Origin of the sequence: Apibacter sp. wkB309 (genome assembly GCF_002964915.1) — a bacterium.
Taxonomy (GTDB): domain Bacteria; phylum Bacteroidota; class Bacteroidia; order Flavobacteriales; family Weeksellaceae; genus Apibacter.
This window is the reverse complement of sequence record NZ_PSZL01000022.1, coordinates 546,557-563,753: the sequence shown is the minus strand read 5'-3', so window position 1 is coordinate 563,753 and position 17,197 is coordinate 546,557. Positions and strand designations below refer to the sequence as shown.

General features: G+C 30.3%; 14 protein-coding genes. 6 read left to right on the top strand and 8 right to left on the bottom strand.

What is annotated here, in order from left to right; genetic code table 11:
- Positions 1 to 12 precede the first annotated feature (12 nt).
- From C4S75_RS08380 to C4S75_RS08360, 5 genes are all read right to left on the bottom strand, one after another.
- The gene (locus C4S75_RS08380; RefSeq protein WP_105297846.1) at positions 13 to 498 is read right to left on the bottom strand and encodes a hypothetical protein; all 486 of its coding nucleotides are present in this window, start codon (positions 496 to 498) and stop codon (positions 13 to 15) included.
- Positions 499 to 546: 48 nt separating this feature from the next.
- A complete protein-coding gene (locus C4S75_RS08375) occupies positions 547 to 2,385 on the bottom strand; it encodes a DNA topoisomerase IV subunit B (protein ID WP_105297845.1) in 1,839 nt (612 codons plus the stop codon).
- A 130-nt stretch (positions 2,386 to 2,515) separates the two neighbouring features.
- Positions 2,516 to 3,208 (bottom strand): hypothetical protein, encoded by a 693-nt coding sequence (locus tag C4S75_RS08370; RefSeq protein ID WP_105297844.1) that lies wholly within the window; start codon positions 3,206 to 3,208, stop codon positions 2,516 to 2,518.
- Positions 3,198 to 3,698, bottom strand: a complete 501-nt coding sequence (locus C4S75_RS08365; protein ID WP_105297843.1) for an RNA polymerase sigma factor — start codon at positions 3,696 to 3,698, stop codon at positions 3,198 to 3,200. Before C4S75_RS08365 ends, C4S75_RS08370 begins: the two co-directional genes overlap by 11 nt.
- 68 nt (positions 3,699 to 3,766) lie before the next feature.
- Positions 3,767 to 5,155 carry an FAD-binding oxidoreductase gene (locus C4S75_RS08360; protein WP_105297842.1) on the bottom strand — a complete coding sequence of 463 codons (1,389 nt, stop codon included), beginning with the start codon at positions 5,153 to 5,155 and terminating at the stop codon, positions 3,767 to 3,769.
- 93 nt (positions 5,156 to 5,248) lie between these two features.
- On the opposite strand from C4S75_RS08360, the gene C4S75_RS08355 reads away from it, so the two are divergent.
- Positions 5,249 to 6,238, top strand: coding sequence for an iron ABC transporter permease (locus tag C4S75_RS08355; RefSeq protein ID WP_105297841.1), 990 nt, complete (start codon positions 5,249 to 5,251; stop codon positions 6,236 to 6,238).
- Between the two features lie 4 nt (positions 6,239 to 6,242).
- Positions 6,243 to 7,232, top strand: coding sequence for an ABC transporter ATP-binding protein (locus tag C4S75_RS08350; RefSeq protein WP_158254241.1), 990 nt, complete (start codon positions 6,243 to 6,245; stop codon positions 7,230 to 7,232).
- 13 nt (positions 7,233 to 7,245) lie between these two features.
- On the opposite strand, the gene C4S75_RS08345 is transcribed toward C4S75_RS08350, so the two are convergent.
- Together C4S75_RS08345 and C4S75_RS08340 are read right to left on the bottom strand one after the other, a co-directional pair.
- The gene (locus C4S75_RS08345) at positions 7,246 to 8,781 is read right to left on the bottom strand and encodes an anaerobic C4-dicarboxylate transporter (protein ID WP_105297839.1); all 1,536 of its coding nucleotides are present in this window, start codon (positions 8,779 to 8,781) and stop codon (positions 7,246 to 7,248) included.
- Positions 8,782 to 8,960: 179 nt separating this feature from the next.
- Positions 8,961 to 10,136 carry a MalY/PatB family protein gene (locus tag C4S75_RS08340; RefSeq protein ID WP_105297838.1) on the bottom strand — a complete coding sequence of 392 codons (1,176 nt, stop codon included), beginning with the start codon at positions 10,134 to 10,136 and terminating at the stop codon, positions 8,961 to 8,963.
- A 154-nt stretch (positions 10,137 to 10,290) separates the two neighbouring features.
- Between C4S75_RS08340 and C4S75_RS08335 the strand changes: the two genes are divergently transcribed.
- Positions 10,291 to 10,713: a DUF4359 domain-containing protein gene (locus C4S75_RS08335; protein WP_105297837.1), complete on the top strand. Its 423-nt coding sequence runs from the start codon at positions 10,291 to 10,293 to the stop codon at positions 10,711 to 10,713.
- A gap of 163 nt (positions 10,714 to 10,876) precedes the next feature.
- Here the strand turns inward: C4S75_RS08335 and surE are convergent, their stop codons facing one another.
- The gene (surE, locus tag C4S75_RS08330) at positions 10,877 to 11,653 is read right to left on the bottom strand and encodes a 5'/3'-nucleotidase SurE (RefSeq protein ID WP_105297836.1); all 777 of its coding nucleotides are present in this window, start codon (positions 11,651 to 11,653) and stop codon (positions 10,877 to 10,879) included.
- Between the two features lie 108 nt (positions 11,654 to 11,761).
- Between surE and C4S75_RS08325 the strand changes: the two genes are divergently transcribed.
- The 3 genes from C4S75_RS08325 (at position 11,762) to C4S75_RS08315 (ending at position 16,954) form a co-directional block, all read left to right on the top strand.
- On the top strand, positions 11,762 to 13,906 hold the full coding sequence (locus C4S75_RS08325) for a carboxy terminal-processing peptidase (RefSeq protein ID WP_158254240.1): 2,145 nt from the start codon (positions 11,762 to 11,764) through the stop codon (positions 13,904 to 13,906).
- Between the two features lie 106 nt (positions 13,907 to 14,012).
- Positions 14,013 to 16,070 (top strand): polyphosphate kinase 1, encoded by a 2,058-nt coding sequence (ppk1, locus tag C4S75_RS08320; RefSeq protein ID WP_105297834.1) that lies wholly within the window; start codon positions 14,013 to 14,015, stop codon positions 16,068 to 16,070.
- Entirely contained in the window at positions 16,067 to 16,954 is an 888-nt protein-coding gene (locus C4S75_RS08315; protein WP_105297833.1) for an exopolyphosphatase, read from the top strand. Before ppk1 ends, C4S75_RS08315 begins: the two co-directional genes overlap by 4 nt.
- Positions 16,955 to 17,197 lie beyond the last annotated feature (243 nt).

The window sequence follows — 17,197 nt, the reverse complement described above, 5'->3', positions numbered from 1 at the left end:
TTGTGTAAAATTTTATTGATATATTTCCTTTTTATTTTCGCTAATTACTTTATTGAGAGAAATTCGTATATCTCTAATCTGTCGGGAATCTAGATAAGATATATCAAAATTCACTTTAGATTGTCCCGAACTAACTCGTTTACTTGATATGTAAATTTCTAAAACTTTTTTGAATAAAGGTTTATTTTTAATTACAAATTTAATAAGTTTTCTTTTAGGAAAGTCAGATAATGATTCTTTAACCATAAAAGCAATCGGTAGAGATTTTTCATTTTGAAATATCAAAGTTTCTCCGTCACTGTCATACCTAAAGAAAGGACAACCTAAATAGGCCAAATAAATAAGTACTAAGAGACTTATTAATAAAACAAGTTCATCCCCTCTTCCAAAAGCAGGTACATTTAAGTAGATAAATACAAAGCTGGTAAAAAAAATGATCAATATTACAATGTTAATAATTGCAATTTTACTTTTAGTTTTTGGATTTTGAAATTTCATAAAATAGTAGCTTTTAAGTCATTATTCATATTTAATTTTTTTATATCACTAAAAGGTATCTATTACTAAATTATTAATTATAAATTCTTGCCTGGTTTGTGTATTTTTTCCCATGTAAAAGTCCAATAGTTCTTCAATAGAAGTATTTTTACTTAACATTACGGGTTCTAATTTTATATCTTTACCGATAAAATTTTTAAATTCGTCAGGTGATATTTCTCCTAATCCTTTAAAACGAGTTATTTCGGGATTTTTTCCTAACTCTTGAATTGCTTTAATTCTCTCTTCATCTGTATAACAATACCGTGTTTCTTTTTTATTTCTAACCCTGAATAAAGGGGTTTGGAGAATATATAAATGTCCGTTCTTTATTAAATCAGGAAAAAATTGTAAGAAAAAAGTTATCATAAGCAAACGGATGTGCATTCCGTCAACGTCGGCATCAGTTGCGATAACTACATTATTATAACGTAAATCTTCTAAGCTTATTTCAATATTTAAAGCAGATTGAAGTAAATTAAATTCTTCATTCTCATAAACTATTTTTTTGGTCAATCCATAGCTGTTCAATGGTTTTCCACGAAGGCTGAATACCGCTTGGGTTTCCACGTCTCTACTTTTAGTTATGGATCCTGAGGCTGAATCACCTTCCGTAATAAATATAGTAGATTCTAATTTTCTTTGAGACTTCTGATCATTGTAATGTTGACGACAATCTCTTAATTTTTTATTGTGTAAACTTACTTTTTTGGCTCTTTCTCTTGCCAGTTTTTGAATGCCGGAAAGTTCTTTCCTTTCTTTTTCAGATATTATAATTTTTCTTTGCAGAGCATCTGCCACCTCCGGATTTTTATGTAAAAAATTATCTAAATGTTTTTTTAGAAAATCATTCATAAAAGTTCGAATCGTGGGTAAATCGGGACCCATTTCACTACTTCCCAATTTAGTTTTAGTTTGCGATTCAAAAACCGGTTCAATAATTTTAATTGAAACCGCAGCTATTATTGATTTTCTAATATCAGATGCATCGTAGTTTTTATTATAAAATTCGCGTATGGTTTTCACGAAGGCTTCTTTAAAAGCATTGAGATGAGTTCCTCCTTGTGTGGTATGTTGACCGTTTACAAAGGAAAAATATGCTTCTGATTGAGAACGTTCGCTGTGAGTGAAAGCTACTTCAATATCTTCATCTTTTAAATGAATGATAGGATAAATCGTTTCTCCCTCAATATTATCTTGAAGTAAATCTTGCAAACCATTTTCAGAATAGTATTCTTCTCCATTAAAGAAAATTTTCAGTCCGGGATTAAGATAGACATAGTTTTTTAGCATTTTGTCTATATATTCTTTCCTGAACTTGAAGTTTCCGAATATGGAAGAATCAGGTTCAAAAGAAATTTCGGTACCTTTTCTTTCTTTGGATTCTGTTTCAGGGCTTTCGTATGTCAGTACACCTTTTGAAAATTCAGCATATCGTGAAACTCCGTCGCGTATGGATTTAACCTTAAAATAGGAGGATAACGCATTTACGGCTTTTGTACCCACTCCATTCAATCCAACGGATTTTTTAAAGGCTCTGGAATCATATTTTCCTCCCGTATTCATTTTAGAAACGGCATCAACCATTTTTCCTAAAGGAATACCTCTTCCGTAATCTCGTATTTTTATGATGGTATTATCAAGGGAAAGATCAATTTTTTTTCCTGCTCCCATAACATATTCATCGATAGAATTATCGATTATTTCTTTTAAGAGAATATAGATACCATCATCCGGGGAAGATCCGTCACCTAATTTTCCAATATACATTCCCGGACGGATACGAATATGCTCTTGCCATTCAAGAGTTTTTATGTTATCCTCGGTATATTGAGTACTTTGATTCATCTACTTCCAACTAAATATGTGCAAAAATACGATTTTTCATTTATAAAAAAAATCATACACAAATAGTATATTGTATATGATTTTGTAATAGGGTAGACTATTTGTCTACCTCTTGTGTTTTTAAAATAAATTATTGATTGTCTTTTTCCAATTTTTTAATTTCGTTTAAATTTTTCTTTAATTTTTTTAGTAATATTCCATAAATTAATAAATAGTAGGCAATAATTATTAAAAATAAAATTATGCAAATGATAATAAAAACAAATATATTTTCAGGATAAGAGAAATTAAGTCTTATTTGATCAATATTTAAAATATCTGTAGAATTGAAACCTCGTCCCAATCTTTTTCCGTACATAAATTCATAAAAGCCGGTTAAAATAAGTATCAATACTCCCAGCAAAATATTAATGCAGATGAACCAATTAACGCTTTTTCTAAATCGTAATATATTATTGATTAAATCTTTGGTTGAATACAGGAGATCAATTTTTTTATAACATCTGTAAAAATAAAATATAAATCCAATGGAAGTTATGAGATTAAAATAGATAAGCAATCTGCTAATGTGGTAGTTACGAATGTAAACCTTTAGAGCTTCTCCCCCCAAATTAGGCATGATAAGGTTCATATCCGCTGCTGTAAACAGTAGAGAGGTCATTAAAATTATAAATTCAATAACACTAATGATTACAATGTATTTTACATTATTACGAGATTTTTTATTAAGCATCAATAATAATTCTGCCTGAGAATATTGATTGGTCTCACTTTGCTTCTGCCAAGATTTTTTTAGACTGTCTATATCCAATTCATTCTTCATTTTTGTTCATTATTTCTTTTAATTTGGTTTTCACGCGATTCATCTTTACTCGTGCATTAACTTCTGTAATACCCAAAGTCTCGGAAATTTCTCTGTAAGATAAATCTTCTAAATATAGCAACACTAACGCTCGTTCTATTTCAGAAAGTTTTTTAATAGCCTCATAAAGCTTGTTGATTTGTTCTTGCTTTTCACTAAAATCATCATTTTCAGATATTTTATATAAGGTGTTATCAATTTCTTGGGTATTGATGGTTTTAGTTGATTTTCTAAAAAGTGTGATAGCCGTGTTTAGTGCAACTCTGTACATCCATGTAGTGAATTTAGAATTTCCTTGAAAACTTTTATAGGATTTCCAAAGTTGTAATAGAATTTCTTGAAATAAATCTTGAGAATCTTCTTCATTGTTTGTATAAATTCGGCAAACTTTATGAATGATTCCCTGATTTTTTTCAATTAATTTCGAAAATTCTAATTCGATTTTTTTCACAGATTTAGTTATTAAATTATAAGTAATTACATTAAAAATTTTGTTACATAAATAGAATTTGGATTATTTTAATCGGGGATTAATTTTCCAGGATTCATAATATTTTTAGGGTCAAGGGCTTTCTTTATGTTTTTTTGGATTTGCAAATTAGCCTTTGAAAAAACTATAGGCAAGAATGGTTTTTGAAGCAATCCAATGCCATGTTCTCCTGAAATTGTTCCCCCAAGAGAATGGATATACTCAAATAATTCAAAAAGCATAGCGCGAATAACCGGATTATTATACGAATTTTTATATTTCGGATGATTGAATCTAATGTGTAGATTTCCATCTCCAGCGTGACCGTAACAAACTACTTTACATTCATTTTTTTTTGCTAATTGATGAGCAAATTTTATCAAATTAGGTAATTCAGCCCTTGGTACAACCGTATCTTCTTCAATAGTATACCCGTTTGATTTTACAATTTCAGCAACTTTTCTTCTTAATTCCCATAAACGGTTTTTATCTGTTTCATTATCGGCAAAGTAAATTTCTTCTGTCGGAAACGATTCAACAACCGCTATGGTTTGTTCAAGTAATGGTAATAATTCTTCTTGAGAATTTCCGTCGAAATTTATTAATAGATGAGCTTGTACATTTTCCTGTAAGATAATAGAGTTTTCATCTAAATGCAATAAGGTTTGTTCCAAAGCATTTCTTTCCATAAGTTCAAGTGAACAGGGTAGTAAACCGCTTTTAAAAATTTCCGTTACAGCCTTTGCCGAATCCTCTAAATTGTGGAAAGGAATAAGCAGTGTAATATCAGTTTTGGGTTTTGTAAGAACTTTCAAAACGGCTTTGGTAACTATACCTAACGTACCTTCGCTGCCTATAAACAATTGGGTTAAATTATACCCGGTTGAATTTTTAAGCGTATTAGCACCTGTCCATATAATTTCTCCATTAGGGAGAACTACTTCTAAATTCAATACGGAAGCAGAAGTGACTCCATATTTCACCGCTCGTAATCCTCCTGCATTGGTAGCAATATTTCCTCCTATATAGGAACTGCCCCAACTTGAAGGATCGGGACCGTAAAATAAACCGTGTGGTTCTAAGGCTTGTTGAAGTTGATAATTGATAACTCCTGCTTCTACAACAGCTTGGTAGTTCTGAATATCGATTTTAATAATTTTATTAAGTCTTTCCATGGATAAAACAATTCCTCCATGTATAGGTAAAGCTCCTCCCATTAGTCCGGTCCCCCCGGATCTAGTTGTAATAGGTATCGTCTTTTCATTGCAGAATTTAACTATTTGAGAAATTTCTTCCGAATTTTCAGGTTTAACAACCAACATAGGTTTAAAACTTAAATTTTCGGTATGATCATAGGAATAAAATTCAAGACTTTGTTCATCGTAGAAACAATGTTCAGGTCCTAATAATTCAACAAAAAAATCAATATATTCAGGCATAAAGTTAAAATTCAATGCAAAAATACTAATTTGATAACAGAATTTACTAGATTATTCACTACAAATGGTCGAGTAGTTTTTATATTTGTATTTATGTTTTCAAAAAGATTTATACTACTTTTAGTTTTACTTTTACTAAGTTGTATATTCTTATTTCTTATTAATTTATTGACAGGATTTGAAAATATTTCTTTATACGATCTTTTTTTTACTCAAGAAGAAACTAAAAAGTTAATTATATCGTATCGATTTTATAGGGCGGTAGCTGTAGTATTAGCAGGGATATCATTACCCGTTAGCGGATTTTTACTTCAAGAACTTTTTAAAAATCCTTTAGCAGAACCTTCCGTCTTAGGAATTACATCTGCTTCAGCTTTAGCCGTAGCATTGCTTATTTTTTTGGGTGGAGGACTTTTCTTTCTTCAATATCAATGGATAGAGGGTTGGTTACTTATCATAAGTGCTTTTACAGGTGCCTTGCTTACTTCACTCCTGTTATTGTTTGTATCCAAAGAAATTAAGAATATATCCACATTTATTATTATTGGTTTTCTTTTATCCTCTTTTTGTGGGTCATTAATCAGTACTTTACAATTTTACTCACAATCTGAATCCCTGAAACAATACGTATATTGGTCTTTTGGTTCATTTGAAGGATTATCCGGAAATCAAATTTCAGTTTTTACAATTTGCACGATACTGGGACTACTTCCGGCTTTTATGTCGGTAAAAAAATTAATAGGTTATCTCATGGGAGAGGAATATGCGAAGGTTTTAGGAGTGAATATGGCGAAGCTTAAAATTAATATTTTGATAGCCGTCTGCTTACTCACGGGAAGTACAACCGCTATGCTTGGGCCGATTGTATTTGTAGGTATTATTATTCCGCATTTTTGCAGACAAATTTGGAATCCTTCCGCACTTTGGGCACAAATTAATTTAAATATTTTAATAGGCAGCGGATTTATGTTATTGGTAAGTCTTATTATGAGTTATACGCAATTGCCTGTAAATATACTTTCCTCTTTGATTGGTGTACCAACAATATTATTTATAATTTTAAAAGACAGATTTAAAAATTAATCCTTTGGAAACAAACAGTAATTCTATACTTGAATTTCATAATCTATCCATAGGTTATCAAACGCCGGTTCTCTCGGGGATAAATGCTACCGTGAAAAAAGGAGAAATTATACTTTTGACTGGAAAAAACGGGAGTGGAAAGACTACCTTATTAAAATCCATTTATGGTGAACTTCCTTTGCTTGAGGGCTCAATAAAAATTGAGGGTAAAAATATTTCTGAAATCTCACATATAGATACAGGAAAATATCTTGCGATAGTTCTTTCTCAAAACCCTGTCAGCCCTTCTCTACGGGTTTTTGATTTAGTGGCTTTAGGTAGATATCCTTATAAAAAATGGTATCAAAACCTTACAAAAAAAGAGATTGAAGCGATTGACGATATACTGCACCTGTTGAATCTTAGCCAATATAGAGAATATAATATAACTAAACTTTCGGATGGTAATCTTCAAAAGGTGATGATTGCCAGAGCTTTAGTTCAAAATTGTCCAATATTAATTTTAGATGAACCTACCTCACATTTAGATATAGCTAATAAATTAGAAATAATGAAAATAATTAAAATGTATGCCCACGATCAGGGTAAATCTATTTTATTTACTTCTCATGATTTATCCTTAGGCCTTGCTATAGCAGACCGATTATGGTTTATAAAAGATAATTTGTTACATACAGGTTTTACAGAAGATGTTGCTAACAGATATAACTTATATGATTATTTTGTAAACGATGCGATACGTTTTGATTATCAGGCCAATGAATATAATTTTTTCAATTCTGATACTTCTAAAACAGTACGAGTAATTTCCAATTCTCAATCTGCATACTGGTTAAAAAAAGCTTTGGTAAAAAATAATTTTGTTATTTCCGATCAAGCATCCATCCAGATTTTAGAAAAAGATTCCGTATTTTATCTTCTTGATAAAAATCAAAATGAATATAGTTTTACATCCATAGAAAATCTTATCAATTTCCTGAAATTGAAAAAATAGTTAAGCAATTAATTTAATTAACTACGTAATAGGATAAAAATAGAGCAATGGCTGTAGCTGAAATTACACCGATTAAACCCGGTATCATAAAACTATGGTTAAGAATATATTTTCCGATATGGGTTGTTCCTGTTCTATCAAAATTTATGGTCGCTAAATCCGATGGATAAAAAGCAAAAAAGAAATAAGCATACGATGCAGGGATACATCCGATTAAAATGGATACAGGTATATGTAGCATAAATCCAATGGGCATCATAACTAATATTGTGGCTGCTTGACTTTTTAAAAACATAGACACACAGAACATGGCTATGGCAAATGTCCAGGGACGTTCTTTCACCATATCACTTATTAAAGATAATAAGTAGGATTCATTATTTTTTATTACGGTTTCACTCATCCAAGCTATTCCAAAAATCATAATTACAGCAATCATTCCCGCATTAAAAACCTTAGTATCCGATATAGATTTAGCTTTAACTCCGGTTATTAAGACTATAATAGCACCAACTCCTAACATGATAAATTGCAATACGCTGGTCATTGGAATGGTTTTACCGTTATTTTTTGGTAAAATTGAATCCGGGAATAAAGCAATTAAGATAATAAATAGGATACCAATAAAGAATAAGCTTAATGATATTTTAGCATCTTTTGAAGGTTTAGTACTTTCAGATCTTTCTAAATCACCTACTATATAGGCTTTCATATCAGGATCTTCCATTTTCTTTAAAAATGCAGGATCTTTATCGAGATCTTTTCCTCTGTTTAAACTCCAAGTTGCAGCTAACATCACCCCTAAAAAACAAGAAGGAGCGGTAACTAATAAAATGTCAATTAAGTTTATGGTAACTCCGGCTTTATAGGCTACACCGATCATAGCTGCTGTTGCTGCAGCTATAGGACTGGCTGTAATTCCCATTTGACTGGCTATGGAAGCTACCGCCATAGGTCGTTCGGGTCTAATTTTTTGTTTAAAAGACACATCGTAAATAACCGGTAATAATGGATATACAGCATGACCGGTTCCTACAAGCATGGTTAGAAAGAAAGTGGATAAAGGAGCTAAATAGACAATATATTTTGGATTTTTACGTAAAATTCTTTCCGCAAAACTCACCAACATACCGAGTGCACCGGTGGCCTCTAAGGTTGAGGAAGCAGTAACTACGGCAAGTATTATAAGCATTACATCAATGGGAGGTAATCCGGGAGAATCTCTGAATAATAAAACTAATATGGCCACTCCAAATCCCCCTAATAAACCTAAGGAAACTCCTCCTTTTTTTATACCAAAATAAATAACGATTAATAATAACCCTAGTTGTGTGATAAATTTTAAAGGTGCGTTATTTTCATTGGTTGCATTCGAATTAGAAATGGTTTCTTTTTTAGTTTCCTCTGATTTTATTTCATTAGAATTTGCAGAAGCTTTTTGATTTACTTGAGTTGTTGAGGTAGTTGCAAGTAAACTTACATTCTGAGATGTAATAAAAATCGGCGTGAATAAGATGAAAGTTAACAATATAATATAAATGTTTTTCATATAACTCCTTTTTCAAGGATAAAACTAGATAATTTATCATTTTTTATTTATATGATTTTTAACATGTATATATATAATATAATCTAACATGCTGATAATGTGATCGAAAAGTAAAAAGTTAACTACTAATTTATTTTAATTATAAATAAGTTAATGATTAGTTAAAATAATAAACCTAATTATAATTGACTGACAGCATCTGATAATTGTTTTAAAGCAACTTCAAGTACAGATCGAGGACATCCAACGTTCATCCTCATAAATCCTGTACCTTCCTTACCAAACATAGCCCCATCATTTAATGCTAAACGAGCTTTCTCTATAAAAAACGAATTCAATTCTTTTTGAGATAATTTTAATTCTCTACAATCCAGCCATATAAGAAAAGATGCTTCCGGTATGATTACTTTGATTTTTGAACAGTTTGATTTTAGGAATTGGTCTACATATTTAGTATTTTCTTCAATGTACTTTTTTAATTGATTCATCCATTCTTCCCCTTTTTCATACGCAATTTGTATGGCAAGATAGGCAAATATACTTCCTTGATTCAATTCATTGCTAACCAAATATTTATGATAAAGCTCTCTTAAATTTTTGTTTTTAATAATGGAGTAGGAGGTAACCAAACCGGCTATATTGAACGTTTTTGAAGGGGCACTTAGGGTAATGCTGTTTAGTTCTGCTTCTTCTGAAACTGTTGCAAAAGGAACATGCTTATTTCCAAATAGAACTAAGTCAGAGTGTATCTCATCCGAGATAACCAGAACTTTATTTTTATAGCAAATTTCAGCAAGTTTTTTCAACTCATCTCGACTCCAAACTCTGCCTCCGGGATTGTGGGGATTTGATAGTAATAAAATTTTACATTTGGTAGTCATTAATTTTTCCAAACCCTCAAAATCCATTCTGTATTGATCTCCTTCTAAAAGTAAGGGGTTGGTAACCACTTCTCTGTCATGTAATTGGGTTATAATGCGAAAAGGATGATAAACGGGCGGTTGAATTATAATTTGGTCTCCTTTTTCTGAAAAGACATCTATAGCAAAAGCAATTCCTTTGACTACTCCGGGTAAATAACTAATTTCTTCTTTGCTTACTTTCCATTGATGTTGTTTCCATTGCCAATTACAGATTGATTGATAGTATTCATTGGAAACATAAGGATATCCAAAAATTCCATTCTTTGACCTTTCAACCATAGCATCAACAAGTTCCTTTGGAGATTGAAAATCCATATCTGCAACCCAAAGAGGGATAAGATCATCTCTTCCAAATCTTTCTTTAAGTACTCCAAATTTAAGTGAATCTGTATTTTTTCTATCTATGATTTGATCAAAATTATAATTGCCCATTTCCGAATAATATTTACACAAAAATATGAGTTTTATTTAAATGAAGAAGGTGATTTTTTATATAAAATTTTATATTACTTATTTGTTATTCAGAACAATAAAATAGTTTTATATAATTTTTAGTTTACCTTTGTAACTGTTAATTTGAAGAATTATGAAATTAAGGTATTTATTTATTTTTGTTATTATACTACTAAATGGTAGTCTTTTTTTTACTAATCCGGACAAAGAAATGCACCAAGCATTTATTAAAGATAAATTAACGTCCATTATGGATCAGAAAATGGGGGATGAACTAAATGAAAACAAAGATCCTAATCTTAAATTTCTAGCTGAATTTAGTAAGAATATTATTCCCGTTATCAGTGATAAGATCGTTACTTACATGATGGATACTCATATACGAAGAGAAAATTATTATCTGTTTTCTACCATTCAAATCTTATATCATGATCAATGGAAAACTATTGGATTAGGTATATTCGATAAAATATTCTTATTTCCTAAAGTAGAGGAAGAAATACAAAAAGTTGATTTTAAGAAAGAATTTAATAAACTATTGCAAAATAATCCTTAATATCAATATAATCTTAAATAGTTTAAGAGAAAAACTTAATATAGAAGCTATTTTTTATTATTCAATATAGCAAAAAGAATTATCCCCGAAATAGCAAAAATACATATACCGATAACAACTATCATTTGAAATATTTCTTTTTTAAAGTTGATTTAAAATTATGTTATTTTATTTCAAAATTCCATTGTTTAATTTTTTCCATAAAATGGTAAGCTGTTAAATCAAATTGAACGGGAACTATACTTATAAAATTATTATCTAATGCCCATTCGTCCGTGTCATCTCCCTTATCTGAATTGCACCAATTACCTGTCATCCAATAATAAGTTTTGCCTTTAGGATCAATCCGACGGTCAAACTCTTCGTCCCAATGAGCATTTGCCTGTCTGCAAATTTTAATTCCTTTAATATCTTTTTCTTCGGCTTTAGGAATATTTACGTTGAGAACGACCCCTTCCGGTAATCCATACTTTAAAATATTTTCACATATAGATTTTATATGTTTTCTGGCTGCTTTGAAATTTGCAGTATACGAAAAATCGCAAAGAGAAAAACCAACGGAAGGAATTCCTTCAATACCTCCTTCAATGGCAGCAGACATCGTTCCGGAATAAATTACATTAATTGAGGAATTGGAACCGTGATTAATTCCTGAGACACAAATATCCGGTTTTCGGGGTAATAATTGATCAATGGCTAATTTCACACAATCCACAGGGGTACCGCTACAAGCCCATTCTCTTCGGGTATCATTTTCAATATACATTTTTTCTGCACGAATAGTGGAATGAATGGTTACTGCATGTCCCATTCCACTTTGAGGCTTATCCGGAGCAACAACATATACTTCACCGATTTCATTCATAATATCAATCAACTGACGTATTCCCGGAGCATTGATTCCGTCGTCATTGGTAACTAATATTAAAGGCTTTTCCATAGGATTTCAATGAAATTTAAAATTTATAACAAAACTAAGATTTTTCCTTGTAAAAATATAGTATCTTTGAATTTATTTTTTAAAATTACAAATAATATACGTAAACCGATGCTTAATTTAAAAAAGACCTGGATATTTTTATCGCTATGTTCCATGAGCCTGTTAGTGTTTTGTTTTAATGCTTCTTCTCATGCCGACAATGAAAGAGAGATAATTAAAAGAGTTAGAGAAACACTACTTTTTACAAGCTATGCGCCTAAAAATTTAGATGTGTCTTATTCAAGGGATGTTTTTAAAAAATATATGGAAGACTTAGATCCGTTTAAAAGATATTTCCTGGATTCCGATATGGATGAGTTTTCTGAATACAGAGATAAAATGAGTGATATGTTTATTAATAATGATGTTTCATTTTATCATTTAACCATCGATAGGTTGTATAAAAGAATTGATGAAACGGAACAATATGTTAATGATATTTTCAGTCAGCCGATTACCTTCTCTAATGATGATTATTTTTATTCTGATGATAAAAAAAGAAAATTCCCAAAAAATAAAGATCAGGCAAAACAGTATTGGAAATCTTACATTAAATATAGAATACTGCAGGAAATATTTAATACTCAAAACGTAAAAGATAGCATAAATACTAGTGACTCCATAAAAACGGATTCGATCAGTAAAAAAGTTACTAAAAAAATTGAAAAGCCTAAAACAAAAGAAGAAATAGAAGCAGATGCTGTAAAAAAAGTTAAAGAAAATTTGTCAGAATACTTTAGACAAATAAAATTAAGAAAAAAATCTGATCTATTTTCCATATTTGTCAATGCATACACGGAAGTTTTTGATATTCATACAACCTACTTTTCACCTAAAGATAAAGAAAATTTTAACAGTTCTATAAGCGGTAAAATTATAGGAATTGGTGCAACATTACAAGATGTTAAAGGATATCCTACGATCAGGGAATTAGTTATTGGTGGTCCGGCTTGGAAATCTAAAGAAATTGAGGCAGGAGATAAAATAATAAAAGTACAACAAGGTAAAAATGGTAATCCGGTAAGTGTCGTAGGAATGTTATTAGATGATGCTATCCGATTAATAAGAGGTGAAGAAAAAACTACGGTAGTATTAACTTTAGAGAAAAAGGACGGAAGTACCAAAACGGTAACTCTAGTAAGAGAAGAAATTGAAATTCAGGAAACCTTTGTTAGAAGTGCGATTATAACGGATGAAAAAGGTAATAAATTCGGTATATTGTATTTGCCCGAATTTTATGTGAATCTAGAGAGTAACAGTAAAGGCAGAGATTGTTCCGATGATATTAAAAGAGAAATTAATGAATTAAAAAAGCAAGGAATTACCGGTTTAATTATGGACGTAAGAAACAACGGGGGAGGATCATTGTCTGAGGTGGTTGATATAACCGGATTATTTGTAGGAAAGGGGCCGGTAGTTCAAGTGAAAGATTCCGGTGGAAAAATAAAAGTATTAGACAGCAAAGAAAAAGATATTGTTTGGGATGGACCATTAATTCTTATGACCAATGAACTTTCAGCGTCTGCGTCAGAAATACTGGCCGGAGCTATGCAAGATTATCGTAGGGCTGTGGTTGTCGGACCTTCTCAAACATATGGTAAAGGAACGGTACAAACTATATTTCCTTTGGATCGATTTGGTATGAAAGACGATAAGTTCGGAGCCTTAAAGGTAACTATTCAAAAATTTTATAGGATAAACGGAAGTTCAACTCAGTTGAAAGGGGTAAATTCCGATATAGTTATTCCAGGTATTTTTTCCTATTCTGATATCTTTGAAAAGTCTCAAGAATATGCTTTACCGTGGGATCAGATATCTCCAACAAATTATTCTACCTGGAATGGTACTCCTAAAATAGATTATGAATATCTTAAAGCAAGAAGTGCAGAAAGATTAAAAGGCAGTACCTATGTTTCGTCTATAGAGAAAGCAGGTAAATGGACAAAAGAATTGGAAAAAATTACTAAAATCCCGCTAAAGTATGATAAGTTCATGCAGGAAATGAATAAAAGAAGAGATCAAAGTAAAGAATATGAAAAGGAAACTAATTTTGATGCAAAAATAAAAGTAGAGGCTCCGGCTTACGAGTTAGTCAAGTTCAAAGAAGATACTGTCCTTAAAGCAAAACGTGAAGATTGGTACAAAGGAATGAAAAAAGATTTTAACCTTAGAGAATCTGTCAATGTTTTAAATGATATTATTAATAAAAAGTAATTGAATAATAGTAAAAACAATCCATAAATTTTATGGATTGTTTTTTTTTTTAATCCATTTGAAAATAGAATAAATTTTTTTAGATTTAATATAATAAATTTTAGTCATGGATAGATCTAATTTTCGATATATCAATAGGGAAATAAGTTGGCTTAAATTCAACTCTCGAGTACTTCAAGAGGCAATGGATAAGAAAAATCCTTTATTAGAAAGACTTCGTTTTTTAGGAATATATTCTAACAATTTAGATGAATTTTATAAAGTTAGGTATGCTTATATAGCTCGAATGGTTCAATTCAACAGAAAATATAATAATATTGTTGAGAGTCAAGAAGATGTAAATTTATTGGAAGAGATTAATATGACAGTTGCTCATCAGCAAGAAAAATATGATAAATTGTATGAACAAATAATTAAAGAGCTGGCTAAAGAAAAAACCTTATTAGTTGATGATAAGACGTTACCCGAAAGCTTGAAACCCTTCGTTCAAGATTTTTTTGAAAATAAATTAAGTCATAATTTAACTATATTATATTGGAAAGAAGGAGATAAAACGATTAACCTTAGAGATAATGTTTTTTATTTAATAGTAACCATGACTAAAAAAAATGGAAATCAACAATATGCACTTATTGAAGTTCCTTCGGACAGATTTTCGCGCTTTTTAGTTTTACCTGATATTAATGATAAACATTATGTAATATTTCTTGAAGATATTATTAGATATCATTTAAAAGATATCTTTCAATTTTTTAAATTCGAGACCATCGAGGGTAAATCCATAAAACTAACGAAAGATGCAGATCTGTCCATTGATAACGATGTGCAAGTCAGTTATGTAGATAGCATAGCAGTGGCCTTAAAAGAAAGATTAAAAGGATTACCGGTCCGCTTAGTATACGATAAAACTATTGATCCTAAAACGCTCAGGTTTTTAAAGAAAATGTTTGATCTTGATGAATACGATAGTTTAGCACCTGGAGGAAAATATCATAATAAAAAAGATTTTATGAAATTTCCTACCTTAGGACGACAAGATCTGGAATATAAAAAAATAGAACCTGTTATACCTAAAATTTTAAAAGGAGAAAAAAACTATTTTAAGGCTTTTGCCAAAGAAGATACTTTACTTTATGCTCCGTATTATGATTATTCTGTTTTTTTGAAATTTTTAAGAGGAGCGGCTATCGATCCAAAAGTAAAAAAAATAAAAATAACCATATACAGGGTTGCCAGTGACTCTCAAGTTCTAAGTGCCATACTCAATGCTGCAAGGAATGGAAAAGAGGTAACGGCAGTTTTAGAATTAAGGGCAAGATTTGACGAAGCTCACAATATAAAATGGTCAAAACAATTACAAGATGAAGGAGTCAAGGTAATTTTTGGAGTTCCCGGATTAAAAGTCCATTCAAAAATTGGAATTGTAGAAAGAGAACCTCAACGAGGCGCAGCTACTAAATATGCATTTATTTCAACAGGAAATTTTCATGAAGGTACCGCACGATTATACACGGATTTCACTCTTTTCACAGCTAATGAAGCAATAGTAAAACAAGTGGACCAAGTTTTTGATTTTTTTAATGCCAATTATTTGGTAAAACATTATAAAGATATTGCAGTAAGCCCTTGGGGAATACGTCGAAAAATTATACAGGGTATTGAACGGGAAATAAACAATAAAAAAAACGGATTACCCGCGCAAATTAATATTAAAGTTAATAGTATATGTGATAAAGAAATTATTGATTATTTATATGAAGCCAGTAAAATGGGAGTGGAAGTTCGAATGGTTGTACGGGGCATTTGTTCTATAATCCCTCAAGTTCCCGGTTTAAGTGACCATATTAAAATAATTAGTGTTGTAGATAAATTTTTAGAACATCCGCGAGTGTATTGGTTTAAGAATGGAGGTGATGACCTCATTTATATTTCATCGGCGGATATTATGGCAAGAAATCTTGATCATAGAGTAGAAGTTGCATGTCCTATTATTAGCACAAAAAATAAACAGGAGATTATGAAAATTTTCGAACTTGGTTTTAACGATAATGTCAAAGGACGTTTAATACAAGAAGGATTTGAGGAACCCTACCAGAAAAACAGAAAAAAGAAAAATCGTTCTCAAGAAACTATATACCAATATATTAAAGAGTTAAATAAATGATGAATATTTTAACCTATGCTGCTATAGATATTGGTTCTAATGCAGTACGACTACTAATAAATACCATTTATGAAACAAAAGAAACTGTAACATTTAATAAGACCAGCTTGGTTCGTGTACCTATAAGATTGGGACAAGATGTTTTTACAGATAAGAAAATATCTAAAAAAACTATGGTGCGGTTAAATGATGCAATGACAGCTTATAGCTTATTGATGAAAGTTTATAATGTGGATGAGTATAGAGCATTTGCAACATCAGCCATGCGAGAAGCTTCAAATTCCAAAGATGTTATCAATTATATAAAAGACAAAAGCGGAATTAAAATAGATGTTATTTCCGGAGAAGAAGAAGCAAAGATCATTTTTAGTTCGGAACTTAAAAATTTTTTGTATTCCGATAATTATTATTTATTCGTAGATGTTGGAGGGGGCAGTACGGAAATATCCCTATTAAATAAAGGTAAAGTTCATCATAGTCAATCTTTTCCTATAGGAACCGTTAGATTATTAGATAAAAAGGTAGATGAAAATTATCTAACAAATGTCATTAAACCCTGGGTGACTAAAATAACAAAAGGTAAATCTGTAGATTTAATAGGATCAGGAGGAAATATAAATTTTGTATTTAAAAATTCAGGAAAAAAAGAAGGTAAATTTCTTTCGGCTTCTTATATACATCATCAGTACGAACTATATAAAGGCATCTCTTATGAGGAAAGAATTGAAAAATTTAATATGAAACCGGATAGGGCAGATGTAATTGTTCCGGCATTATTAATATATAATTCGGTCATGAAATTTGCACATTCCACACGAATTCATGTTCCAAAAATTGGTGCTGCTGATGGAATGATTAATTTAATGTATAAAAATAATCGTTGAAATTTAAAATAATTTATATTTAATTTAATATTTGTATAATATTTATTTTAATATTATTTTAAAGAAAATAATTTATTTATAAATCATAAATAAACATTTGATTCGTTAATTTTTTTATCTTAATAATATATATACGGTAATTTTTACTATAATTTGTAAATTAATTTACTATATAATATAATTATTTTTATATAAATTGAATTTTTATTGTTAAAATGATTTAATTTAAGTTGTGTAAAAAAA